Source organism: Streptomyces sp. NPDC045955 (assembly GCF_056430805.1).
This window is the reverse complement of the sequence record NZ_JBWKKY010000006.1, coordinates 131,400-155,132: the sequence shown is the minus strand read 5'-3', so window position 1 is coordinate 155,132 and position 23,733 is coordinate 131,400. Positions and strand designations below refer to the sequence as shown.

Below are 23,733 nucleotides of genomic sequence, written 5' to 3'. Positions count from 1 at the left end.
CCGGCATGGCACAGAGGCGGATCGGTATGCGACCGATGTCCGGTCTACGTGCGGGTCCTATTCGAGCTCCCCGGCGTGCGCCCCCACGGGCCGCTGGGGTGGCACGCGCACCTCGGGACGGGGCAGGGCCGGCCGCTGGGGGTGCGCGGCGGTCTCGGTGTGCTCCCGGATCTGGGCGCGCAGCCGGCGCACCTCCTGTCGCAGGGCGAGGTGGTGCTGGTGGGCGTCGTAGAGGTAGCGGACCTTGGTGCGCAGGGCCCAGGGGTCCACGGGTTTCATGACGAGGTCGGCGACGCCGAGGCCGAAGGCGGCGGTGGTCAGTTCCTGGTCGGGGCCGAAGCCGGTGAGCAGGATGACCGGGATGTGCTGGGTCTGTTCCACGCGCCGCATGTAGCGCACGACCTCCAGTCCGCTCACGCCGGGCATGCGCACGTCGAGCAGGAGCAGGCCGACCTGGCCGCGCAGTACCTCCTTGAGCGCCTCGTCGCCGCTGGTGGCCCGGCTGAGCCGATAGCCCAGCGGGGCCAGGGCGCTCTCCAGCGCGTACAGCGTGTCCTCGTGATCGTCGACGATGAGGATCCTGGTATCCGACGGCATGGCCCGACGCCCCTCCCTCGTGGAGGATCCAGAGTAAGTCCGGGACACTGACGCGCAGTACTGGTCGGCTGACATGCTGTGCACAGCGCAGCATGCCGCGCGCGGGGCGCCGTGTCACTCCCCCCGGGGGTGGTCGTGAGAGGTCAGTCGCGGTCGGGGGCCGATCCGTTGAGCGCCTCGTCCGCGATGCGCTCGTGGTGGCGGATGACTTCCGCGACGATGAAGTTCAGGAACTTCTCCGCGAAGGCCGGGTCCAGTTTGGCGTTCTCGGCGAGGGAGCGCAGCCGGGCGATCTGGCGGGCCTCACGGGCCGGATCGGCGGGCGGCAGCTGGTGCCGGGCCTTGAGGTGGCCGACCTGCTGGGTGCACTTGAAGCGCTCGGCAAGCATGTGGACGACGGCCGCGTCGATGTTGTCGATGCTGTCGCGCAAGCGGGCGAGTTCCGTAACGACGGCAGGGTCGACGTCACCGGTGCCGGTGTTGCTGGTGGTCATGGCAGGTCAGCCTAAGGGGCGCACGCCCGGCGGCCGCGGGCCGTCTCACGACTCGGCGCCGCTCAGTCGCTCGGGGAGGCGCCGCTCAGCCGCTCGGGGAGGCGCCGCTCAGCCGCTTGTGGAAGTAGACGTCCTGGTGTCCGCCGGGCACGCCCTCGATGCGGGCCCGTTCCCGGAAGCCGAGCCGCGGGTAGAAGCCGGGCGCCTGGAAGCTGTACGTGGAGACGATCATGTCCGTGCAGCCGCGCCGGACGGCTTCGGCCTCCGCGGCGCGCATCAGCCGGCCGCCCCAGCCGGCGTGCCGCTGGTCCGCGCGCACCCAGAGCATGTCCACGCAGGCCAGGCTGCCCCAGGTCCAGGCGGTGAGTCCGCCGATCAGGTCGCCGGCCTCGTCGGTGACGCGGACGGAGAGCGGCTCGGTCGTGGCGCCGTCGGCGGCGGCGGTGTTGAAGGCGGTCAGCTCCTCGTCGAGCCGCTCCTCGAGTGTGTCGTCCTGGCCGCCCACCCGGAGGGAGGCGGCGACGGAGCGCTGTTCACCGGTCACGGCCCGGATTCTCCCGGAGGCCCGGGGCGGCGACGACCGGTTTTCGCGGCGGCGGGGCGGCCTCGCGGCCCTCACACTTTCGTACAGTGGAAGCGGGTTCATGGCGTCTTGGGGGTGACGCGTGGCGAACGACGGGCCGGTCGAGCACGGCTACCCGCATCTGGAGACGGTGCGGGCCGCCATCACGGCGCTGTACAAGCGGCTGTCGTACGACACGATCCAGACGTTCGCGACGAGTGTGCTCCCCGCCGACGTGGCGTTCTGCGACACCGACGACCTGTATCTGGGGGCGCAGCGGGTGGCGCACGAGCTGGTGCGGCACTACCGGTTGCCGGATGCCCGGCTGGTCGTGAGCTTCCGGGAGATGCGGCACGCGGCGAATGTCGAGCTGGCGGCCGGACCGGAGTACTTCGTGGAGCTGAACGACCGGTTCCGTACGCATCGGCGGGACATCGGGGCGGCGCTGGCGCACGAGGTGATGCATGTGTACCTGCACCGCCTCGACCTGTCGTTTCCCGGCGTCCGGGACAACGAGATCCTGACGGACACGGCGACGACGTACCTGGGCGCGGGGTGGCTGCTGCTGGACGCGTACCGGGAGGACCGGGCGTCGTCCCAGAAGCTGGGGTATCTCACGCCGGAGGAGTTCGGGTACGTGCTGGCCAAGCGCGCGCTGCTCTTCGGGGAGGACCCGTCGGTGTGGTTCACCAGTCCGCAGGCGTACACGGCGTACGTGAAGGGGCGGGAGCTGGCCCGGCGCGATGAGCAGCAGCCGCCGTTGACCGCGGCGGGGTGGGCGGGGCGGCGGCGGTACGCGCACGACCGGCGGCATGCGCAGGGCGGGCCGCCGCAGCCGGGTGCGCGGTACTCGTTCACGCCGGACGGGGGCGGGCGGCTGCGGGTGTCGTTTCCCTGCCCGACCTGTCATCAGCGGATCAGGGTGCCGGTGCGGGGGCGCGTCCGGGCGCGGTGTGCGTTGTGCCGGAGCGTGTTGGAGTGCGACACGTAGGTGTGCGCGCCGGGGCGGGGGGAGGGATCGCTCGCCGGTCTTCCTATGCCCCGTACACGCGCCCCGGCTCGCCCGCCTCCGCCAGGAGTTTCCGGGCCGCCTCCCCCGCCTCCGCCGGAGCCCACCGTTCCCCCTTGTCCGCGCTCGGGCCCGGGCGCCAGCCCTCCATCACCGTGATCCGGCCGCCCTCGGTCTCGAAGACCCGGCCCGTGACCCCGGCGCTCGCGTCCGAGCCGAGCCAGACCACCAGGGGCGAGACGTTCTCCGGGGCCATCGCGTCGAAGCCCGAGCCGGGCGCCGCCATGGTTTCGGCGAAGGTCCGCTCCGTCATACGGGTCCGGGCGGCGGGGGCGATCGCGTTGACCTGGACGCCGTAGCGGCGCAGTTCGGCCGCCGCGACCAGGGTCAGGGCGACGATCCCGGCCTTGGCGGCGCTGTAGTTGCCCTGTCCGACCGAGCCCAGCAGGCCCGCTCCGCTGCCGGTGTTGACGATCCGGGCCTCGGGCGGGCGGCCCGCCTTGGCCTCGGACCGCCAGTGCGCGGCGGCGTGCCGCAGGGGGAGGAAGTGGCCCTTGAGGTGGACGCGTACGACGGCGTCGAAGTCGTCCTCGTCGAGGTTGACCAGCATCCGGTCGCGCAGGAAGCCCGCGTTGTTGACGAGGGTGTCGAGCCGGCCGTACGTCTCCAGGGCCGTCCGGACGAGGGAGGCGGCGCCCTCGGTCGTGGCGATGTCGCCGCCGTGCGGCACCGCCTCGCCGCCCGCCGCGCGGATCTCCTCGGCGACGCGGGCGGCCGGGCTGCCCGGGCCCGGGCCTGGCGTCCCGTCGGCTCCGGGTGCGCCGTCGAGGCCGACGCCGAGGTCGTTGACGACGAGCCGCGCGCCCTCGGCGGCGAACGCGAGGGCGTGGGCGCGGCCGAGACCCCGGCCCGCGCCGGTGACGACGACGACCCGGCCGTCGCAGATTCCGCTCATCCAAGCTCTCCTCTCATGTCAGGTCTCCTTGTTCACGGTCGCGACGTCCAGGCATTCGAGGCGTCCAGGAACGCGGGGCGCTCCCCGCCCCCGTGGACGAGCAGACTCGCCCCGCTGATGTAGGCGGCGTCGTCCGAGGCGAGGAAGACCGCGGCCCGGCCGACGTCGGACGGCTCGGCGAGACGGCCGAGCGGGACGGTGCGGGTGACGGCGGCGACGCCGTCCTGGTCGCCGTAGTGGAGGTGGGACAGTTCGGTGCGGACCATGCCGACGACGAGGGTGTTGACCCGGATGTCGGGCGCCCACTCCACGGCCATCGAGCGGGCGAGGCTCTCCAGGCCCGCCTTGGCGGCGCCGTAGGCGGCGGTGCCCGGGGAGGGGCGGCCTCCGCTGACGCTGCCGATCATGACGATCGAGCCCCTGGCCCGCCGCAGCTGCTCGTACGCGGCGAGGGACACGGTCAGCGGAGCCACGAGGTTGAGCTCCACCACACGCGCGTGCCGGCCGGCGTCGCCGTGGGTGAGCGGGCGGTGGGGGCTGCCGCCCGCGTTGTTGACGAGGACGTCCAGCCGGGGCAGTTCGCCGCACAGGCGCCGGGCGGCCTCGGCGTCCCGGACGTCCAGCGGCCTGAACCGCGTTCCGGGTAGCGGGACGTCGGGCGGTCGGCGGGCGCAGACCACGACCTCGGCGCCCGCCCGTACGAAGGCACGGGCGATGCCGGCCCCGACGCCCCGGGTACCGCCCGTGACGACGGCGACCTTCCCGTCCAGCTCCATTCGCTGCTACCTTTCCACCTAACAAACGTTTGGTGGAAAGGTAGCTGATGCGGCCATGGGTGTCTCCACCTCGTGCGGGGAAAAGGGCGTAGCCGTCGTCACGGTCGACTTCCCGCCGGTGAACGCCCTGCCGGTGGCCGGCTGGTTCGCCCTGGCCGACGCGGTCCGCGCGGCCGGGCGCGACCCGGAAGTGCGGTGCGTGGTGCTGACGGCCGAGGGGCGGGGGTTCAACGCGGGCGTGGACATCAAGGAGCTCCAGGCGGACGGCGGGCACGGGACGCTGCTCGGCGTGAACAGGGGCTGCGCGGAGGCCTTCGCGGCGGTGTACGAGTGCGAGGTGCCGGTCGTGGCGGCCGTACAGGGCTTCTGCCTGGGCGGTGGCATCGGCCTGGTGGGGAACGCGGACGCGATCGTGGCGAGCGAGGACGCCCGCTTCGGCCTGCCGGAGCTGGACCGCGGGGCCCTGGGCGCGGCCACGCATCTGGCCCGGCTCGTCCCCCAGCACCTGATGCGGGCGCTGTACTACACGGCGCGCACGGCGAGCGCGGCGGAACTGCACGCGCACGGCTCGGTGTGGCGGGTGGTCCCACGCGACGAACTGCGCCCGGCGGCCCTGGAGCTGGCCCGGGAGATCGCCGCCAAGGACGGCCGGCTGCTGCGCCTGGCCAAGGCCGCCCTCAACGGCATCGACCCCGTCGACGTGCGCCGCAGCTACCGCTTCGAGCAGGGCTTCACCTTCGAGGCGGAGCTCAGCGGAGTCGGCGACCGGGTGCGGGCCGGCTTCGGGAGTTCCCGGAGTTCCCGGAGTTCCGGGAACTCCGGGAAGGAGGGCGCTTAGGTGAGTGACAAGACGATGACGGCCGACGAGGCCGTGTCCCGCCTGTCCAGCGGCATGACCCTCGGCATCGGCGGCTGGGGCTCCCGCCGCAAACCGATGGCCCTGGTGAGAGCGCTGCTCCGGTCCCGGATCACCGATCTCACGATCGTCTCGTACGGCGGCCCGGACGTCGGCATGCTGGCCGCCGCCGGGCGGATCCGGAAGCTGGTCACGGCCTTCGTCACCCTGGACTCGATCCCCCTGGAGCCGCACTACCGCGCGGCCCGCGAGCGCGGCGCCTTCGCACTGACGGAGATCGACGAGGCGATGTTCATGTGGGGCCTGCGCGCGGCGGCGAACCGGCTGCCCTTCCTGCCCGTGCGGGCCGGCCTCGGCTCGGACGTGATGCGGGTCAACCCCGGCCTGCGGACGGTCACTTCGCCGTACGAGGACGGGGAGACGTTCGTGGCGATGCCCGCCCTGCGGCTCGACGCGGCCATGGTGCACGTGAACCGCGCCGACCGGCTGGGCAATGGGCAGTACCTCGGCCCGGACCCGTACTTCGACGACCTGTTCTGCGAGGCGGCGGACACGGCGTACGTCAGCTGCGAACGGATCGTCGACACGGCCGAGCTGACGAAGGCGGCACCGCCGCAGACCCTCCTGGTCAAGCGGCACACGGTGACAGGCGTCGTGGAGGCGCCGAACGGGGCACACTTCACGTCCTGTGCGCCCGACTACGGCCGGGACGAGGCGTTCCAGAGGACGTACGCGACGACGCCCTGGCCTCAGTTCGCGGCCCGCTTCCTCGCCGGGGACGAGCAGGCGTACCGGTCGGCCGTCAGGGAGGGGACATGACAGGTGTGACCCGCGCCGAGTACTGCGTGATCGCGTGCGCCGAGGCCTGGCGGGGCGACGGTGAGGTGCTCGCGAGTCCCATGGGGCTGATTCCCTCCGTGGGTGCCCGGCTCGCCCGGCTCACCTTCGCGCCGGACCTGCTGCTGACCGACGGCGAGGCGCTGCTGGTCCGCCCGGACGGGACGGCGGAGGGCTGGCTGCCGTACCGGCAGCATCTGGCCCTGGTCACGGGCGGCCGGCGGCACGTGATGATGGGCGCGAGCCAGATCGACCGGTTCGGCAACCAGAACATCTCGTGCGTCGGCGACTGGGAGCGGCCGCGGCGGCAGCTGCTCGGGGTGCGCGGCGCGCCGGTCAACACCCTCAACCATCCGACCAGTTACTGGATCCCGCGGCACTCCCGGCGGGTCTTCGTCGAGCGGGTCGACATGGTCTGCGGAGTCGGGTACGACCACGCGGCCGGGGCGCCTTACCACCGCATCCCGCGGGTCGTCTCCGACTTGGGTGTCTTCGACTTCGCCACCCCGGACCGCTCGATGCGGCTGGCCTCGCTGCACCCGGGAGTCACGGTGGAGCAGGTCAGTCAGGCGACGGGCTTCGAGCTGGCCGTCCCCGACGAGGTGCCGCCGACCCGCGAGCCGACCGCCGAGGAGCTCCGGCTGATCCGCGAGGTCGTCGACCCGGCCGGCACGCGGACCAGGGAGGTCGCCGCGTGATGGAGACGGCGCTGACCCGGCTGACCGGGGTCCGCCACCCCCTCGTGCAGACGGGGATGGGCTGGGTGGCGGGGCCGCGTCTGGTCTCCGCCACGGCGAACGCGGGTGCACTGGGCATCCTGGCCTCCGCGACGATGACGCTCGACCGGTTGCGCGCGGCCATCCAGGAGGTCCGGGCGCGTACCGACGCGCCGTTCGGAGTGAACCTGCGCGCGGACGCGGCGGACGCCGGCGACCGGGTGCGGATCCTGATCGAGGAGGGCGTCCGGGTCGCCTCCTTCGCCCTGGCCCCCTCCCAGGAGCTGATCGGCGAGTTCAAGGAGGCCGGTGTGGTCGTCATACCGACCGTGGGCGCGCGGCGGCACGCCGAGAAGGTCGCGGCGTGGGGCGCGGACGCGGTCCTCGTGCAGGGCACGGAGGGCGGCGGGCATACCGGCGAGGTGGCCACGACGGTGCTGCTGCCGCAGGTCGTCGACGCCGTGGACATACCGGTCGTGGCGGCGGGCGGGTTCTTCGACGGGCGGGGACTGGTCGCGGCGCTGGCCTACGGGGCGGCGGGTGTCGCGATGGGCACGCGGTTCCTGCTCACCTCGGACTCGACGGTGCCGGAGGCGGTGAAGGCGCGGTATCTGGCGGCGACGGTGCGGGACGTGACGGTCACCAGGGCGGTGGACGGCCTTCCGCACCGCATGCTGCGCACGGACCTGGTGGACGCGCTGGAGCACTCGGGCCGCGTGCGGGCCCTGTTCCACGCGACGCGCAGAGCGTCCCGCTTCCGGCGGCTCTCCGGCCTCACGTGGCGTCGCATGGTCCGCGACGGCCTCGCCCTCCGGCACGGCAAGGACCTGACCTGGAGCCAGGTCCTGCTCGCCGCGAACACGCCGATGCTGCTCAAGGCGTCCATGGTGGACGGTCGTACGGATCTGGGGGTGATGGCATCCGGGCAGGTCGCCGGGGTGATCGACGACCTGCCCTCGTGCGCGGAGCTGGTGGAGCGGATCATGCAGGAGGCCGAGGACACACGCGGGCGTCTCACAGCCTCTCGATGATCGTCACATTGGCCTGTCCGCCGCCCTCGCACATGGTCTGGAGGCCGAACCGGCCTCCTGTGCGCTCCAGTTCGTGCAGCAGGGTCGTCATCAGTTTCACGCCGGTCGCGCCGAGCGGATGGCCGAGGGCGATGGCACCGCCGTTGACGTTGACCTTCTCCGGGTCCGCGCCGGTCTCCTTCAGCCAGGCCAGGACGACCGGGGCGAAGGCCTCGTTGATCTCGACGAGGTCGATGTCGCCGATGGTCATACCGGTCTTCTTCAGGGCGTGGGCGGTGGCCGGGATCGGGGCGGTGAGCATCCGGATCGGGTCCTCCCCACGCACCGAGAGGTGGTGCACGCGCGCGCGGGGGGTGAGCCCGTGGTCGCGCACGGCCCGCTCGGAGGCCAGCAGCATCGCCGCCGCCCCGTCGGAGACCTGCGAGGAGCAGGCGGCGGTGATGGTGCCGCCGTCGATGACCGGTTCGAGCCCGGCCATCTTCTCCAGGGAGGTGTCCCGGCGCGGGCCCTCGTCGGCCGTGACGTCCCCGTAGGGCACGGTCTCGCGGTCGAAGCGGCCCTCGTCGATCGCCCGCACCGCCCGCTGGTGGGACCGCAGGGCGAACTCCTCCTGGTCCTGCCTGCTGATCCGCCACTTCGCGGCGATCATCTCGGCGCCCACGAACTGGTTGACGGGCTTGTCCCCGTACCGCGCCCGCCAGCCCGCGCTGCCCGCGAACGGGCCCTGGGTCAGCCCGAGCGGCTCGGCGGCCTGCCGGGTGGCGAAGGCGATGGGGATCATCGACATGTTCTGCACCCCGCCGGCGACCACCAGGTCCTGGGTGCCGGACAGCACGGCCTGCGCCGCGAAGTGCACGGCCTGCTGCGAGGAACCGCACTGCCGGTCGACGGTCACGCCCGGCACCTCCTCGGGCAGCCCGGCCGCCAGCCAGCAGGTCCGCGCGATGTCCCCGGCCTGCGGCCCCACGGCGTCCAGACAGCCGAGGACGACGTCCTCCACGGCGGCCGGGTCGACACCGCAGCGGATCATCAGCTCCTTGAGCACGTGGGCGCCGAGGTCAGCCGGGTGGACCCCGCTCAGTCCTCCCCCGCGCCGCCCGACGGGCGTGCGGACCGCTTCGACGATGTAGGCCTCGGCCATGGCAACTCCCTCACAGGTAAGGGCTATTCGCGTACGGCGATCCCGTCCAGCACCATCGACAGGTACTGCCGGGCGATCTCGTCCGGGCTGTGCTGGCCGCCCGGCCGGTACCAGGACGCGGCCACCCACACCGTGTCGCGCACGAACCGGTAGGTGAGCCGGACGTCGAGGTCGGCCCGGAAGGCCCGTTCGGCGACGCCGCGCTCCAGCGTGGACAGCCATGCCTTCTCGAACCTGCGCTGCGACTCGGCGAGGAACGCGAACCGCTCCTGCGCCACGAGCTGCTTGCTCTCCTTCTGGTAGATCGCGACGGCCGCGCGATGCCGGTCGATCTCCCGGAACGACTCGGTGACCAGGGCCTCGAGCGTCTCGCGGGGCCCGAGTCCGGCGCCCAGGACGGTGTCGTAGCCGTCCCAGAGCTCGTCGAGGAAGGTGCGCAGGATCTCCTCCAGCATCGACTCCTTGGAGTCGAAGTGGTAGTAGAGGCTGCCCGCGAGCATTCCCGCGTGGTCCGCGATCTTGCGGACGGTGGTGGCGTTGTAGCCCTGTTCGGCGAAGACCTCGGCGGCGGTGCCGAGGAGTTCGCTGCGGCGGTCCGGGGCGGCGGGCGGCTCTTCTGTCACCTGGGGCTTCTTCTTGGTCGGCACGCTGTCCATTGTCCTAGGGCCCTTCTGATGGATTTCCGCAGGAGAAGGAGCGGCGTTCGGTGCGTGCGATCGGCGTGCGGTGCGGAGGGCCATGTGGCGGAGCCACCTGGCCCTCCGCACCGTGCGGCGAGCGTGCGTGCCGGGCGTCGCGACGCTGCGGAGATCCATCAGAAGGGCCCTAGGGGTGCTGGTTGCTGACGGAGACGACCTCGCCCGTCATGTACGAGGAGTACTCCGACGCCAGGAACACGATCACGTTGGCCACCTCCCAGGGCTCGGCGCAGCGCCCGAAGGCCTCGCGGGCGGTCAGCTCCTCCAGCAGGCCGGGGCTCGTCACCTTCGCGAGGTGGGGATGCAGGGCGAGGCTCGGCGACACCGCGTTGACCCGCACCCCGTACGCGGCGGCCTCCATGGCGGCGCACCGGGTCAGCGCCATCACGCCCGCTTTCGCGGCCGCGTAGTGCGCCTGTCCGGCCTGGGCGCGCCAGCCGACGACGGAGGCGTTGTTGACGATCACGCCGCCGGTGTCCCGCATCCGGCGCAGGGCGGCCCGGGTGCACCTGAAGGTGCCGTTCAAGGTCACGTCGAGGACCCTCGACCACTGTTCGTCGGTCATGTCGACGAGCGGCGCGGTCCCGCCGAGGCCCGCGTTGTTGACGACCACGTCGAGCCGGCCGTGCTCCTGGACGGCGGTGTCGAACAGCGCCCGCACCTGCGACTCGTCGGTGACGTCGCACACGGCGGACGCCACCGCGCCCTCGAACCGACGGGCCAGCTCCGCCGCGTGCTCCTTCAGCCGCCGCGGGTGCGCGTCGCTGATCAGCACGCGGGCGCCTTCCTCCAGGAAGCGACGGGCGGTCGCCCCGCCGATGCCCGCGCCCGCCGCCGCGGTGATGACGGCCGTGCGCCCGTCGAGCAGCCCGTGTCCGGGAACCCTCGCCGGCGCCTCGACGTTTGTCATGGCAGCACGCTAACCTACCAAACACTTGTTAGGGAAGCCCGTCGGTGAGGGAAGGAGGACGCCGGCCGTGGACCTCACCCTCTCCCCCGCCGACGAGGCGTTCCGTGCCGAGGCCCGCGCCTGGCTGCGCGCTCACGTGCCGTCCGAGCCGCTCCCCTCCCTGGAGACCGAGGACGGCTTCGCCGCTCACCGCGCCTGGGAGGCGGAGCTGGCCGCGGACGGATGGTCGGTGGTGAACTGGCCGAGGGAGTACGGCGGCCGGGACGCCACGCTGGTCCAGTGGCTGCTGTTCGAGGAGGAGTACTACGCGGCGGGGGCGCCCGGCAGAGTCGGGCAGAACGGCATCCATCTGCTCGCCCCGACGCTCTTCGATCACGGCACGCAGGAGCAGAGAGCCCGGGTGCTGCCCTCGATGGCCACCTCGGAGGTGATCTGGGCCCAGGCCTGGTCGGAGCCGGAGGCGGGCTCCGACCTGGCGTCCCTGCGCTCGAAAGCCGTGCGCACCGACGGCGGCTGGCTGCTGACGGGGCAGAAGACCTGGTCGTCCCGGGCCGCCTTCGCCGACCGCGCCTTCGGCCTGTTCCGCAGCGACCCGGACGCGCCCAGACCCCACCAGGGCCTTACGTACCTGATGTTCGGCCTGCGCGCCCCCGGCGTGACCGTCCGCCCCATCGCCCGCCTCGACGGAAAGCCGGCCTTCGCGGAGCTGTTCCTGGACGAGGTGTTCGTACCCGACGAGGACGTGATCGGCGAGCCCGGCCAGGGCTGGCGGATCGCGATGTCGACGGCGGGCAACGAACGGGGTCTGATGCTGCGCTCCCCCGGCCGCTTCCTCGCCGCCGCCGAGCGGCTCCACCGGCTCTGGCGGGCCCAGGGCAGCCCGGAGAGCACCCGGGAGCGCGTGGCCGACGCCCTGATCGGCGCCCGCGCCTACCAGCTGTTCACCTACGCCGCCGCCTCCCGCTTCCTGGACGGCGCGTCGATCGGCCCCGAGTCCAGCCTGAACAAGGTCTTCTGGTCGGAGTACGACATCGCGCTGCACGAGACGGCCCTCGACCTCCTGGGCGAGGAGGGCGAGCTCGCCGACACGGACTGGGCCGAGCGCTACGTCTTCTCCCTGGCCGGTCCCGTCTACGCGGGCACGAACGAGATCCAGCGCGACATCATCGCCGAGCGCCTGCTCGGACTGCCGAAGGGACGCCGCTGATGCGTTTCCTCCTGGACGCGGAGCAGCGCGCCTTCGCCGCCTCGCTGGACGCCCTGCTGACAGCGGCGGACACACCGGCGGTGGTGCGGGACTGGAGCCGGGGCGACCATGCGAGCGGGCGGGCGCTGTGGTCCCGTGTCGCGGAAGCGGGCGTCTTCGCGCTGGCGGTTCCTGAGACGTACGAGGGCCTGGGACCGCGCCCGGTCGAACTGGCCGTCGCCTTCGTCGAGCTGGGCCGCCACGCGGTACCGGGCCCACTGGCCGAGACGGTCACGGCGGCGGTGCTCCTCGGCGGCGCGGACCCGGACACGGCCGAGCGGCTGCTGCCGGCCCTGGCGTCGGGCGGGATGATCGCGACGGTGGGGATCGAAAAGGCGGGGTCCGGGAAAGCGGGGACCGGGAAGGTGGGCACCGAGACGTCGTACGCCCTCGACGGTGACGCCGCCGCTCTCCGCCTCTCCTGCTCCCCCGACGGTATCCGCCTCTCCCCCGGCCACGGCCCCGTCCGCCTCTCCCTCGACCCGGCCCGCCGCCTGACTCCCCTCACCCCCGGCGGCGAACTCCTCCTGCCCGGGCCCCTCACGGAACAGGCCCTCGCCTGGGCCCGTCTCGCCACGGCCGCCCAGGCGCTGGGCGTGGGCCTGGCGCTCCTCGACCAGACCGTCGCCCACGTGCGGCGGCGCTGTCAGTTCGGGGTGCCCGTCGGCTCGTTCCAGGCGGTCAAACACCGGCTGGCCGACGCGAAGATCGCCCTGGAGTTCGCACGCCCTCTGGTCTTCGGAGCCGCCCTGGCCATGCGGCCGGCCGAGGTCGCCGCCGCCAAGGCCGCCGCGTGCGAGGCGGCGTACGGCACCGCCCGCACGGCACTGCAACTGCACGGAGCGATCGGCTACACGGCCGAGTGCGACCTGGCGCTGTGGCTGACCAAGGCCCGGGCCCTGCGCACCGCCTGGGGCGATCCCCACGCGTGCCGGGCCCTGGTCGTCAGTGCGGCTGGTGATCGCCGCTGGTGATCTGCCGGTACTCCTCCACCGTCGGCTTCTCGATCCGCGCGTCCGGCCCGAACATCGCCTTGGCGAGCCGGGCCCGCAGCCGCTCGGACCGCTTGACCTTGCGGCGGACGCCCCCCGCGTCGACCAGCGGCCCCGTCTCGTAGGGCGGACGCTGTTCGTGCTGGGTGAGGGTGAACAGATCCGCCTGCGAGAGGGGCTCGTGCACCTCGATGTACTCGCCGTTCGGCAGCCGCTTGATGGTGCCGGTCTCCCTGCCGTGCAGCACCTTGGCGCGGTCGCGGCGCTGGAGGCCCATGCAGATCTTCTTCGTGACGATGAAGGCGACGACCGGCAGCACGAAGACGCCGATCCGCACGAACCAGGTGATCACGTTGATGGACAGATGCAGATGCGTGGCCACGATGTCGTTGCCGCCGCCGATCAGCAGCACCGCGTACAGGGTCAGCCAGGCCACGCCCAGGCCGGTACGCACGGGCGCGTTGCGCGGCCGGTCCAGGATGTGGTGCTCGCGCTTGTCTCCGGTGATCCACGCCTCGATGAAGGGGTAGAGGCCGAGGGCGAGCAGGATCAGCGGGAAGAGCGAGAAGGGGATGAACACGCCGAGCACCAGCGTGTGGCCCCACAGGTTGATCTCCCAACCCGGCATCACCCGGATCAGCCCCTCCGAGAACCCGAGGTACCAGTCGGGCTGGGCGCCGGTGGTGACGAGGTCGGGGCGGTAGGGGCCGAAGGCCCACACGGGGTTGATCTGGGCGATCGCGCCCATGACGGTGAGGACACCGAAGACGAGGAAGAAGAAGCCGCCCGCCTTGGCCATGTAGACCGGCAGGAAGGGCATTCCGACGACCGACCGCTCCTGGCGCCCGGGACCCGGGAACTGGGTGTGCTTGTGGTAGAAGACCAGGATCAGATGGGCGGTCACCAGGCCCAGCATGATCCCGGGCAGCAGCAGGATGTGGACGGGGTACAGCCGCGAGATGATGTCCTCGCCCGGGAACTCCCCGCCGAAGAGGAAGAACGACAGGTACGTCCCGACGATCGGGACCGACAGGATCGCGCCCTGCGCGAAGCGGATGCCGGTGCCGGACAGCAGGTCGTCGGGGAGCGAGTAGCCGGTGAGGCCGGTGATGATGCCGAGCATCAGCAGGGTCCAGCCGAAGACCCAGTTGAGCTCGCGGGGCTTGCGGAAGGCGCCGGTGAAGAACACCCGCATCATGTGCACCAGCATGCCCGTGATGAACACCAGCGCGGCCCAGTGGTGGATCTGCCGGATCAGCAGCCCGCCGCGCACGTCGAAGCTGATGTCCAGCGTGGACTCGAACGCCCTGGACATGAGCACGCCGTTGAGCTCCGTATAAGACCCCTGGTAGACGACCTCCTGCATGCTCGGCTCGAAGAACAGGGTGAGGTAGACGCCGGTGAGGATCAGGACGACGAAGCTGTAGAGGGTGACCTCCCCCAGCATGAAGGACCAGTGGTCCGGGAAGACCTTGCGCATGTTGGCCCTGGCCAGCCCGTAGAGCCCGAGCCGCCCGTCCGCCCAGTCGGCGAGCGCCTCGCCCTTGCCGGCCGGAGGCCTCCGGCGAGCGGAAGCCGTCCCGTACACCCGTCGTGCGCCGTCGTCGCCCATACGTCGTCGCCTCCCCGTGGGATCCTTCCCAGCGTGGCACGGCGGCGCGGCCACGCAAATGGGGCGTCTGGGCGGTTGGGCCAAGAGGCGGGTCGGTTGGGCCAGGGGAGCTAGGGAGTGTCAGGCCCCCGCACGATCCCCTGGGCCCTGGCCGCCGCGAGCCACTGCGGGAACTCGCCCACCAGCCGGTCGTACAGCTCGGCGTCCGGGATCCTCCGCGGGTCCTCGCCCGCGTGGAAGAACCCGGCGTTGTCGACGACCCGCTTGCCCGGCACGGGCAGCTCGTCGAGCCTGCGCAGGAAGTCGAACTGCTTGCTCCCCGGGTCGCCGAAGCCGATGAACTGCCAGAACAGCGGCAGCCTCGCCGCCTTGCACAGGTACCGCTCCGCGGCGAGCTTGTTGATGGGCCCGCCGTCGGTCTGGAAGACCACGAGGGCCGGCTCGGACGCCCCGCTGTCGAGGTAGTGGTCGATGACGGCGTCCATCGCCAGGTGATAGCTGGTCTTGCCCATGTGCCCGAGCCCGGCGACGATCCGGTCGATCCGTCCCTGGTGGCCGGCCAGCGCGATCTCGGTCTCGGCGTCGACGCCGGTGGAGAAGAACACCACCGGCACGGTGCCGTCGTCGTCGAGGTGCGCCGACAGCCCGAGCACCCGGTCGGCCAGCGCCTGCACGCTGCCGTCCTTGTAGTACGGCCTCATCGAGCCGGAGTGGTCGACCACGAGATAGACCGCGGCCCGCAGTCCGTCGAGGCCGTGCTTGCGCAGCGACACCCCGGCGCTCTTGTAGAGGTTCACCAGCGCGGGGGCGGTCTCCTGGACCTTGCTCAGACTGATCGCGGCCATGGCCCCCACCCTCTCACTCCTCGACGACCACTCCGTCGCTCAGTTCCAGCACCCTGTCGGCCAGGCCGAGGAGTTGGGGGTCGTGGGTGGCGACGAGGGCCGTGACGCCCTCGCTGCGGACCACGGCCCGCAGAAGTTCCATCACCGCCAGGCCGGTGGCGGCGTCGCGCTGGCCGGTCGGCTCGTCGGCGAGGAGCAGGGCCGGGCGGTTGGCGAGGGCCCGGGCGATGGCGACTCGCTGCTGCTGCCCGCCGGAGAGCTCGGCGGGCCGCTGCGTCTCGTGGCCGGCGAGGCCCACCAGGGCCAGCAGCAGCGCCACCCGCTCCTCGCGTTCGCGCGGCTCGGCCCGGCGCAGCCGCAGCGGCACGCCCACGTCCTCGGCGGCGGTGAGGATGGGTGCTCACGCCGGAAACGGGCCGGACGGGCGGACGACCTGCTGGCCATGCTCGGCGTCGCCGACTGCCGGGACCGGCGTCCGCAGCAGATGTCCGGGGGCCAGCAGCAGCGCGTCGCGATCGCCGTCGCCCTGGCCAACGCCCCCGCCGTGCTGCTCGCCGACGAGCCGACCGGCGAGCTGGACTCGGCGACCGGGCAGCAGGTCTTCGCGGCGTTCCGCCGGGCCAACGAGGAGCTGGGCACGACGGTCGTCATCGTCACGCACGACCAGGCGGTCGCCGGCGAGGTGCGCCGCACGGTCGCGATCCGCGACGGCCGCACCTCGACGGAGGTCCTGCGCCGCACGGAGGTCGACGAGGCGGGCCGGGAGTCCCTGGTGGCCAAGGAGTACGCGATGCTCGACCGCGCGGGCCGCCTCCAGCTGCCGTCCGACTACACGGCGGCCCTGGGCATGCGGGACCGGGTGCTGCTGGAGCTGGAGGAGGACCACGTCCAGGTGTGGCCGGACGAGAACGGGAGCGGGAGCGGGAACGGCTGAGGACGCCCGGGCGGCCACGAGCCCGTTCGGGAACTCGCCCACCGGCCGGTCGTACAGCTCGGCGTCCGTCGATGCCGAAAGTACGCCCCCGGCGACCTGCCGGTGGACGCGGGCGGAGGCTGGCGTACGCTTACGCGCCCCTGGACCGGCGCCGCGCGCCGGTGCGGGCGGGGGCGTGCGTCGCGCCGCTGGTGCTCCAGGCGGCCGGGACGGCGGGGAACGTGACGGAGCTGACAGGCAGGGTGATCCCAGTGAAGCGTGCCGGTGTGGCGTTCTTCTTCGCCGTTCCCGTGGTCGCCACGGCGTGTGCCTACTTCTTCGTACCCGCGGACTCCGCCGAGCCCACGGCGAAGCCCTCCGTGTCCGCCGCCCAGGCGGCCCGGGACGAGGCCAAGGACCGGGCCGAGAGGGAGCGGGCGGAGGACGACAAGGTGATCGCCGGGCTGCCCGCGGGGCTGGCCGCCCCGGAGAAGAAGGAGCTGGCGCAGCGGATCGTGGCGAGCGCCCAGCAGTCGACGCTGAACTGGCGCGCCCTGTACGGCTCCATCGAGGACCTGGAGGACGGGCGGGGCTACACCGCCGGGATCGCCGGCTTCTGCACCGGCACCCACGACCTGCTCGCCCTTGTCGAGCGCTACACCGAAACCCACCCGGACAACGGCCTGGCCCGCTACCTGCCGGCCCTGCGCGAGGTCGACGGCACGGACTCCCACGAGGGCCTGGACCCCGGCTTCACCGCGGCCTGGAAGGCGGAGGCGAAGCTCCCGGCCTTCCGCAGGGCCCAGGACGAGCACCGTGACCGTGTCTCCTTCGACCCGGCGGTCCGCCTCGCCAAGCTGGACGGCCTGGGCACGCTCGGCCAGTTCGTCTACTACGACGCTCTGGTCTTCCACGGCCCCGACTCCGGCCCCGAGGGCTTCTACGGCCTGCGCCAACGCGCGCTGCGCGTGGCGGACACGCCGTCCGAGGGCGGCAGTGAGAAGGCGTACCTGGACGCCTTCCTCGACGTCCGCCGCACCGCCATGGCCGCCGAGCGCCCCGGCGCGGACACGAGCCGCGTCGACACCGCCCAGCGCCGTTTCCTGAACGAGGGCAACCTGCGTCTCGAGACGCCGCTGGAGTGGGCCGTCTACGGGGACACGTACAAGGTGCCGTGACCAGGACCCGTACGGGGTGTCGTGCGCCGCAGGGGAAAACGGCGACGCCTGCCCGTTCGTCCGGTCGGGGACAAGGGGGCAGACGTCGTCTCGGGGGGTCTGGGAGGGGAGCCCTCCCAGATATCCCGCCCGTACGCCGTTGTACGGGTTGTCTGTGACTGACCGTCAGGTCAGTTCGTCACCGGGCTCTCAGACCATCAGCGCGCGGTCCGTCGGCCGGATCGGCGCCGGCAGCTCGCTGGCGCCCGTGAGGTGGCGGTCCACCCCGCGCGCCGCCGAGCGGCCCTCGGCGATCGCCCACACGATGAGCGACTGGCCGCGGCCCGCGTCACCGGCGACGAACACGCCCGGCACATTGGTCTGGTAGTCCTCGTCGCGGGCGATGTTGCCGCGCTCGTCGAGCTCCAGGCCGAACTGCTCGACCAGGCCGTTCTCCCGGTCGGTGCCGGTGAAGCCCATGGCGAGGGTGACCAGCTGGGCGGGGATCTTGCGCTCGGTGCCCGGCTTCGGGGTCAGCCGGCCGTCGATGAACTCCACCTCGGTGAGGTGCAGCCACTGCACGTTGCCGTCCTCGTCGCCCTCGAAGTGGGTCGTCGAGACCGAGTAGACGCGCTCGCCGCCCTCCTCGTGGGCCGAGGTGACCTTGTAGAGCATGGGGAAGGTCGGCCAGGGCTGGTTGACCGGGTGCCGCTCGTCGTTCGGGCGGGGCATGATCTCCAGCTGCGTGACGGAGGCCGCGCCCTGGCGGTGGGCGGTGCCGACGCAGTCGGCGCCGGTGTCGCCGCCGCCGATGACCACGACGTGCTTGCCCTCGGCCGAGATCGGGGGCGCCACGAAGTCGCCCTCCTGCACCTTGTTGGCCAGCGGCAGGTACTCCATGGCCTGGTAGATGCCCTTGAGCTCGCGGCCGGGCACCGACAGGTCACGGGCCGTGGTGGCGCCGACGGCCAGGACGACCGCGTCGTACCGCTTCTTCAGGTCCGTGGCCTTCAGGTCGCGGCCGATCTCGATGCCCGTGCGGAAGCGGGTGCCCTCCGCGCGCATCTGCTCGATACGGCGGTTGATGTGCCGCTTCTCCATCTTGAACTCGGGGATGCCGTACCGCAGGAGGCCTCCGATGCGGTCCGCGCGCTCGTAGACGGCGACCGTGTGACCGGCCCGGGTCAGCTGCTGGGCGGCGGCCAGACCGGCGGGTCCCGAGCCGACGACCGCGACGGTCTTGCCGGACAGGCGCTCCGGGATCTGCGGGGCGACGTCCCCGGTCTCCCACGCCTTGTCGATGATCGAGACCTCGACGTTCTTGATGGTGACCGGCGGCTGGTTGATGCCGAGCACACACGCCGACTCACAGGGAGCGGGGCACAGACGGCCCGTGAACTCCGGGAAGTTGTTCGTCGCGTGCAGCCGTTCCGAGGCGGCGGCCCAGTCCTCGCGGTAGGCGTAGTCGTTCCACTCGGGGATCAGGTTCCCGAGCGGGCAGCCGTTGTGGCAGAACGGGATGCCGCAGTCCATGCAGCGGCTGGCCTGCTTGCTGATGATGGGCAGCAGGGAGCCGGGGACGTAGACCTCGTTCCAGTCCCTGACGCGCTCCTCGACGGGGCGGGACTTGGCGACCTCGCGCCCGTGGTTCAGGAAGCCCTTCGGGTCAGCCATTGATCGCCGCCTCCATCATCTTCTCGTGGGTCTCGGTCTCGGAGAGACCGGCTCGCTCGGCGGCGTCCTTGGCGGCGAGCACTGCCTTGTACGTGCTGGGGATGATCTTGCTGAAGCGCTCGACGGCGGTGTCCCACTCGGCCAGGAGCTTCTCGGCGACGGTGGAGCCCGTCTCCTCCTGGTGGCGGCGGACCACGTCGTGCAGCCACTGCCTGTCGGTGTCGTCCAGCGCCTCGATGGCGTCCAGGTTGCCGACGTTGACGTTGTCGCGGTCGAGGTCGATGACGTACGCGATACCGCCGGACATACCGGCCGCGAAGTTGCGGCCCGTCTCGCCGAGCACCACCGCGTGACCACCGGTCATGTACTCGCAGCCGTGGTCGCCCACGCCCTCGGAGACGACCGTCGCACCGGAGTTGCGGACACAGAACCGCTCGCCGACCTTGCCGCGCAGGAACATCTCGCCGCCGGTCGCGCCGTAGCCGATGGTGTTGCCGGCGATGACGCTGTACTCGGCGAGGTGGTCGGCCGCACGGTCCGGGCGGACCACGATCCGGCCGCCCGAGAGGCCCTTGCCGACGTAGTCGTTGGCGTCGCCCTCCAGCCGCAGCGTGACACCGCGCGGCACGAACGCGCCGAAGGACTGGCCGGCGGAGCCGGTGAAGGTGATGTCGATGGTGTCGTCGGGCAGGCCCGCGCCACCGAACTTCTTCGTCACCTCGTGGCCGAGCATGGTGCCGACCGTGCGGTTGATGTTGCGGATCTGCACCTGCGCGCGGACCGGCTGGGCCTCGGTGGCGTCCGAGGCGGACAGGGCGTCCGCGGCGAGCTTGATCAGCTGGTTGTCGAGCGCCTTCTCCAGGCCGTGGTCCTGGGCGATCAGCTGGTGGCGGACCGCGCCCTCGGGCAGCTCGGGCACGTGGAACAGCGGTGCCAGGTCCAGGCCCTGCGCCTTCCAGTGGTCGACGGCCCGCGTGACGTCGAGGGTCTCGGCGTGGCCGACGGCCTCCTCGATGGAGCGGAAGCCCAGCTCGGCGAGGATCTCGCGGACCTCCTGGGCGATGTACTGGAAGAAGTTCACGACGTACTCGGCCTTGCCGGTGTACCGCTCGCGCAGCACCGGGTTCTGCGTGGCGATGCCGACCGGGCAGGTGTCCAGGTGGCAGACGCGCATCATGACGCAGCCGGAGACGACGAGCGGCGCGGTCGCGAAACCGAACTCCTCGGCGCCGAGCAGCGCGGCGATGACCACGTCGCGGCCGGTCTTCAGCTGGCCGTCGGTCTGCACGACGATGCGGTCGCGCAGGCCGTTGAGCAGCAGCGTCTGCTGGGTCTCGGCGAGGCCGAGCTCCCAGGGGCCGCCCGCGTGCTTCAGCGAGGTCAGCGGCGAGGCGCCCGTACCGCCGTCGTGGCCGGAGATGAGGACGACGTCCGCGTGCGCCTTGGAGACACCCGCGGCGACCGTGCCGACACCGACCTCGGAGACCAGCTTGACGTGAATCCGCGCCTGCGGGTTCGCGTTCTTCAGGTCGTGGATCAGCTGGGCCAGGTCCTCGATGGAGTAGATGTCGTGGTGCGGGGGCGGCGAGATGAGGCCGACGCCCGGCGTCGAGTGCCGCGTCTTGGCGACCCAGGGGTAGACCTTGTGGCCGGGCAGCTGGCCGCCCTCACCGGGCTTGGCGCCCTGGGCCATCTTGATCTGGATGTCGTCGGAGTTGACCAGGTACTCGGAGGTCACACCGAAGCGGCCGGAGGCGACCTGCTTGATGGACGACCGGCGGGCCGGGTCGTACAGGCGCTCCGGGTCCTCGCCGCCTTCACCGGTGTTGGACTTGCCGCCCAGCTGGTTCATGGCGATGGCGAGGGTCTCGTGCGCCTCCTGCGAGATGGAGCCGTACGACATGGCGCCCGTCGAGAACCGCTTGACGATCTCGGAGACCGGCTCGACCTCGTCGATCGGAATGGGCTTCCGGTCGGACTTGAAGCCGAAGAGCCCGCGGAGCGTCATCAGCCGCTCGGACTGCTCGTTCACGCGCTCGGTGTACTTCTTGAAGATGTCGTAGCGGCCGGAGCGCGTGGAGTGCTGGAGGCGGAAGACCGTCTCCGGGTCGAACAGGTGCGGCTCGCCCTCGCGGCGCCACTGGTACTCGCCGCCTATGTCGAGCGCGCGGTGCGCCGGGGCGATGCCGGAGGCCGGGTAGGCCTTGGCGTGCCGGGCGGCGACCTCCTTGGCGATGACGTCGATGCCGACGCCGCCGATCTTGGTGGCCGTGCCGTTGAAGTACTTCGCGACGAAGGTCTCGTCGAGGCCGACGGCCTCGAAGACCTGGGCGCCGCGGTAGGAGGCGACGGTCGAGATGCCCATCTTGGACATGACCTTCAGCACGCCCTTGCCGAGGGCGTAGATGAGGTTGCGGATGGCCTTCTCGGACTCGATGCCGGGCAGGAAGGTGCCGGCGCGGACCAGGTCCTCGACGGACTCCATCGCCAGATACGGGTTGACGGCGGCGGCGCCGTAGCCGATGAGCAGGGCGACGTGGTGGACCTCGCGGACGTCACCGGCCTCGACCAGCAGGCCCACCTGGGTGCGCTGCTTGGTGCGGATGAGGTGGTGGTGGACGGCCGCGGTGAGCAGCAGCGACGGGATCGGCGCGTGCTCGGCGTCCGAGTGGCGGTCCGACAGGACGATCAGGCGGGCGCCGTTCTCGATGGCGGCGTCGGCCTCGGCGCAGATCTCGTCGATCCGCGCGGCCAGCGCCTCGCCGCCGCCGTGCACCCGGTACAGGCCGGACAGGGTCGCGGCCTTGAATCCGGGCATGTCGCCGTCGGCGTTGATGTGGATGAGCTTGGCCAGCTCGTCGTTGTCGATCACCGGGAAGGGCAGCACGACGGAGCGGCAGGAGGCGGCGCTCGGGTCGAGCAGGTTGCCCTGCGGGCCGAGGGCGGAGCGCAGCGAGGTGACGAGCTCCTCGCGGATCGCGTCCAGCGGCGGGTTGGTGACCTGCGCGAACAGCTGGGTGAAGTAGTCGAAGAGCAGGCGCGGGCGGTCCGACAGCGCGGCGATCGGCGAGTCGGTGCCCATCGAGCCGATGGGCTCGGCACCGGCCTTGGCCATCGGCGCGAGGAGGACGCGCAGCTCCTCCTCGGTGTAGCCGAAGGTCTGCTGGCGGCGGGTGACCGAGGCGTGGGTGTGGACGATGTGCTCGCGCTCGGGCAGGTCGGAGAGCTCGATCTCGCCGGCCTCCAGCCACTCCGCGTACGGCTGCTCGGCGGCGAGCTGGGCCTTGATCTCGTCGTCCTCGATGATGCGGTGCTCGGCCGTGTCGACGAGGAACATGCGGCCGGGCTGCAGGCGGCCCTTGCGGACGACCTTGGCCGGGTCGATGTCGAGGACGCCGACCTCGGAGCCGAGGACGACGAGGCCGTCGTCGGTGACCCAGTAGCGCCCGGGACGCAGGCCGTTGCGGTCGAGCACGGCGCCGACCTGGGTGCCGTCGGTGAAGGTGACGCACGCCGGGCCGTCCCAGGGCTCCATGAGGTTGGAGTGGAACTGGTAGAAGGCGCGTCGCGTCGGGTCCATGGAGTCGTGGTTCTCCCACGCCTCGGGGATCATCATCAGCACGGAGTGCGGCAGGGAACGGCCGCCCAGGTGCAGGAGTTCGAGGACCTCGTCGAAGGAGGCGGAGTCGGAGGCGTCCGGCGTGCAGACCGGGAAGATCCGCTCTATGGCCTTGTCGTCGGAACCGAACAGGTCCGAGACGAGCTGCGACTCGCGGGCGACCATCCAGTTGCGGTTGCCCTTGACGGTGTTGATCTCACCGTTGTGCGCGACGAAGCGGTACGGGTGGGCCAGGGGCCACGACGGGAAGGTGTTCGTCGAGAACCGGGAGTGCACGAGCGCGATCGCGGAGGCGAAGCGGCGGTCCGACAGGTCCGGGAAGAAGGGCTCCAGCTGACCCGTGGTCAGCATGCCCTTGTAGACGATGGTGCGGGCCGACAGCGACGGGAAGTACACGCCGGCCTCGCGCTCGGCGCGCTTGCGCAGCACGAAGGCCTTGCGGTCGAGGGCGATGCCCGTGGCGGGCACGGCGGCGCCGTCGCTGACGAAGATCTGGCGGAAGACCGGCATCGTCGACCGGGCGGTGGCACCCAGCAGCTGGGGGGCGACCGGCACCTCGCGCCAGCCGAGGACGGTCAGGCCCTCCTCGGCCGCGATCGTCTCGATCTGCGAGACGGCGTCGGCGGCGGAGTCCTCCGGCAGGAAGGCGGTGCCGACGGCGTAGGCACCGGCCTCGGGCAGTTCGAATCCGGCCACGTCACGGAAGAAGGCGTCCGGAACCTGCGACAGGATGCCGGCGCCGTCGCCGGAGTCGGGCTCGGAGCCGGTGGCACCGCGGTGTTCGAGGTTGCGCAGGACGGTCAGGGCCTGCTCGACCAGGGTGTGGGACGCCTCGCCGGTAAGGGTGGCGACGAAGCCGACGCCACAGGCGTCGTGCTCGTTGCGGGGGTCGTACATACCCTGCGCAGCAGGGCGAGCATCCATGAAGGACCAGTTCTGGCCATTCGCGGAATGCTGGGACGGCTGGCGCGGCGTACGCATCGGCTCTCCCGTCGTCGTCATGTGGCATGTGCAAGTGCCGAGGGACGACGTTGGCCCTCGCGTGATCGCAAAATTTCGTGCAGGTTACATGATGGAGCGGTTCTCGGGAACC

Annotated in this window: 20 protein-coding genes and 2 pseudogenes; 9 read left to right on the top strand and 13 right to left on the bottom strand. The window is 71.8% G+C overall.

Going from position 1 to position 23,733, the window contains the following annotated elements; genetic code table 11:
• Nucleotides 1–57: 57 nt before the first annotated feature.
• From AC07F0_RS14485 to AC07F0_RS14475, 3 genes are all read right to left on the bottom strand, one after another.
• A complete protein-coding gene (locus tag AC07F0_RS14485) occupies nt 58–597 on the bottom strand; it encodes a response regulator (RefSeq protein ID WP_478978523.1) in 540 nt (179 codons plus the stop codon).
• Between the two features lie 143 nt (nt 598–740).
• Complete coding sequence (locus AC07F0_RS14480) at nt 741–1,091, bottom strand: chorismate mutase (RefSeq protein ID WP_436730878.1); 351 nt, start codon at nt 1,089–1,091, stop codon at nt 741–743.
• A gap of 85 nt (nt 1,092–1,176) precedes the next feature.
• Nucleotides 1,177–1,635 carry a GNAT family N-acetyltransferase gene (locus tag AC07F0_RS14475; protein ID WP_478978520.1) on the bottom strand — a complete coding sequence of 153 codons (459 nt, stop codon included), beginning with the start codon at nt 1,633–1,635 and terminating at the stop codon, nt 1,177–1,179.
• A 121-nt stretch (nt 1,636–1,756) separates the two neighbouring features.
• Here AC07F0_RS14475 and AC07F0_RS14470 point away from each other — a divergent pair, with 121 nt between their 5' ends.
• Nucleotides 1,757–2,644: a hypothetical protein gene (locus AC07F0_RS14470; protein ID WP_478978517.1), complete on the top strand. Its 888-nt coding sequence runs from the start codon at nt 1,757–1,759 to the stop codon at nt 2,642–2,644.
• Nucleotides 2,645–2,687: 43 nt separating this feature from the next.
• On the opposite strand, the gene AC07F0_RS14465 is transcribed toward AC07F0_RS14470, so the two are convergent.
• Together AC07F0_RS14465 and AC07F0_RS14460 are read right to left on the bottom strand one after the other, a co-directional pair.
• Entirely contained in the window at nt 2,688–3,617 is a 930-nt protein-coding gene (locus tag AC07F0_RS14465) for an SDR family oxidoreductase (protein WP_478978514.1), read from the bottom strand.
• Between the two features lie 32 nt (nt 3,618–3,649).
• Nucleotides 3,650–4,393 carry an SDR family oxidoreductase gene (locus tag AC07F0_RS14460; protein WP_478978512.1) on the bottom strand — a complete coding sequence of 248 codons (744 nt, stop codon included), beginning with the start codon at nt 4,391–4,393 and terminating at the stop codon, nt 3,650–3,652.
• Between the two features lie 55 nt (nt 4,394–4,448).
• On the opposite strand from AC07F0_RS14460, the gene AC07F0_RS14455 reads away from it, so the two are divergent.
• From AC07F0_RS14455 to AC07F0_RS14440, 4 genes are read left to right on the top strand one after another with little or no spacing between them, the layout of a single operon-like run.
• Entirely contained in the window at nt 4,449–5,231 is a 783-nt protein-coding gene (locus tag AC07F0_RS14455) for an enoyl-CoA hydratase family protein (RefSeq protein ID WP_478978509.1), read from the top strand.
• The gene (locus AC07F0_RS14450) at nt 5,232–6,068 is read left to right on the top strand and encodes a CoA transferase subunit A (RefSeq protein ID WP_478978506.1); all 837 of its coding nucleotides are present in this window, start codon (nt 5,232–5,234) and stop codon (nt 6,066–6,068) included. It begins immediately after the preceding gene.
• Nucleotides 6,065–6,784, top strand: coding sequence for a CoA-transferase subunit beta (locus tag AC07F0_RS14445; RefSeq protein ID WP_478978503.1), 720 nt, complete (start codon nt 6,065–6,067; stop codon nt 6,782–6,784). The genes AC07F0_RS14450 and AC07F0_RS14445 overlap by 4 nt, the downstream gene beginning before the upstream one ends.
• Complete coding sequence (locus AC07F0_RS14440; protein WP_478979120.1) at nt 6,784–7,833, top strand: NAD(P)H-dependent flavin oxidoreductase; 1,050 nt, start codon at nt 6,784–6,786, stop codon at nt 7,831–7,833. The genes AC07F0_RS14445 and AC07F0_RS14440 overlap by 1 nt, the downstream gene beginning before the upstream one ends.
• Here AC07F0_RS14440 and AC07F0_RS14435 read toward each other — a convergent pair.
• The 3 genes from AC07F0_RS14435 to AC07F0_RS14425 all read right to left on the bottom strand — a co-directional run bounded on the left by AC07F0_RS14435 (nt 7,817) and on the right by AC07F0_RS14425 (nt 10,582).
• Nucleotides 7,817–8,974 carry an acetyl-CoA C-acetyltransferase gene (locus AC07F0_RS14435; protein ID WP_478978500.1) on the bottom strand — a complete coding sequence of 386 codons (1,158 nt, stop codon included), beginning with the start codon at nt 8,972–8,974 and terminating at the stop codon, nt 7,817–7,819. The genes AC07F0_RS14440 and AC07F0_RS14435 overlap by 17 nt on opposite strands.
• Before the next feature lie 23 nt (nt 8,975–8,997).
• Nucleotides 8,998–9,621: a TetR/AcrR family transcriptional regulator gene (locus tag AC07F0_RS14430; protein WP_436730887.1), complete on the bottom strand. Its 624-nt coding sequence runs from the start codon at nt 9,619–9,621 to the stop codon at nt 8,998–9,000.
• A 178-nt stretch (nt 9,622–9,799) separates the two neighbouring features.
• Complete coding sequence (locus AC07F0_RS14425) at nt 9,800–10,582, bottom strand: SDR family oxidoreductase (RefSeq protein WP_478978497.1); 783 nt, start codon at nt 10,580–10,582, stop codon at nt 9,800–9,802.
• Between the two features lie 67 nt (nt 10,583–10,649).
• On the opposite strand from AC07F0_RS14425, the gene AC07F0_RS14420 reads away from it, so the two are divergent.
• Both AC07F0_RS14420 and AC07F0_RS14415 read left to right on the top strand, forming a co-directional pair.
• On the top strand, nt 10,650–11,789 hold the full coding sequence (locus AC07F0_RS14420) for an acyl-CoA dehydrogenase family protein (RefSeq protein WP_478978494.1): 1,140 nt from the start codon (nt 10,650–10,652) through the stop codon (nt 11,787–11,789).
• Nucleotides 11,789–12,802 (top strand): acyl-CoA dehydrogenase family protein, encoded by a 1,014-nt coding sequence (locus AC07F0_RS14415; protein ID WP_478978492.1) that lies wholly within the window; start codon nt 11,789–11,791, stop codon nt 12,800–12,802. The genes AC07F0_RS14420 and AC07F0_RS14415 overlap by 1 nt, the downstream gene beginning before the upstream one ends.
• On the opposite strand, the gene qcrB is transcribed toward AC07F0_RS14415, so the two are convergent.
• From qcrB to AC07F0_RS14400, 3 genes and pseudogenes are all read right to left on the bottom strand, one after another.
• Complete coding sequence (gene qcrB / locus AC07F0_RS14410; protein ID WP_478978489.1) at nt 12,774–14,432, bottom strand: cytochrome bc1 complex cytochrome b subunit; 1,659 nt, start codon at nt 14,430–14,432, stop codon at nt 12,774–12,776. The two genes, AC07F0_RS14415 and qcrB, sit on opposite strands and share 29 nt — an antisense overlap.
• Nucleotides 14,433–14,542: 110 nt before the next feature.
• Nucleotides 14,543–15,277, bottom strand: a complete 735-nt coding sequence (locus tag AC07F0_RS14405) for a vWA domain-containing protein (RefSeq protein ID WP_478978486.1) — start codon at nt 15,275–15,277, stop codon at nt 14,543–14,545.
• A gap of 13 nt (nt 15,278–15,290) precedes the next feature.
• Nucleotides 15,291–15,674 (bottom strand): annotated as a pseudogene (locus tag AC07F0_RS14400) (ATP-binding cassette domain-containing protein); the annotation flags it as partial.
• Between AC07F0_RS14400 and AC07F0_RS14395 the strand changes: the two are divergent.
• Together AC07F0_RS14395 and AC07F0_RS14390 are read left to right on the top strand one after the other, a co-directional pair.
• Nucleotides 15,672–16,211, top strand: a pseudogene (locus AC07F0_RS14395) (ABC transporter ATP-binding protein); the annotation flags it as partial. The pseudogenes AC07F0_RS14400 and AC07F0_RS14395 overlap by 3 nt on opposite strands.
• Before the next feature lie 251 nt (nt 16,212–16,462).
• Nucleotides 16,463–17,368 (top strand): chitosanase, encoded by a 906-nt coding sequence (locus AC07F0_RS14390; RefSeq protein WP_478978484.1) that lies wholly within the window; start codon nt 16,463–16,465, stop codon nt 17,366–17,368.
• A gap of 189 nt (nt 17,369–17,557) precedes the next feature.
• Here AC07F0_RS14390 and AC07F0_RS14385 read toward each other — a convergent pair whose 3' ends face one another.
• Nucleotides 17,558–19,021 carry a glutamate synthase subunit beta gene (locus AC07F0_RS14385; protein WP_478978481.1) on the bottom strand — a complete coding sequence of 488 codons (1,464 nt, stop codon included), beginning with the start codon at nt 19,019–19,021 and terminating at the stop codon, nt 17,558–17,560.
• A complete protein-coding gene (gene gltB / locus AC07F0_RS14380; RefSeq protein WP_478979117.1) occupies nt 19,014–23,621 on the bottom strand; it encodes a glutamate synthase large subunit in 4,608 nt (1,535 codons plus the stop codon). Before gltB ends, AC07F0_RS14385 begins: the two co-directional genes overlap by 8 nt.
• Between the last annotated feature and the right edge of the window lie 112 nt (nt 23,622–23,733).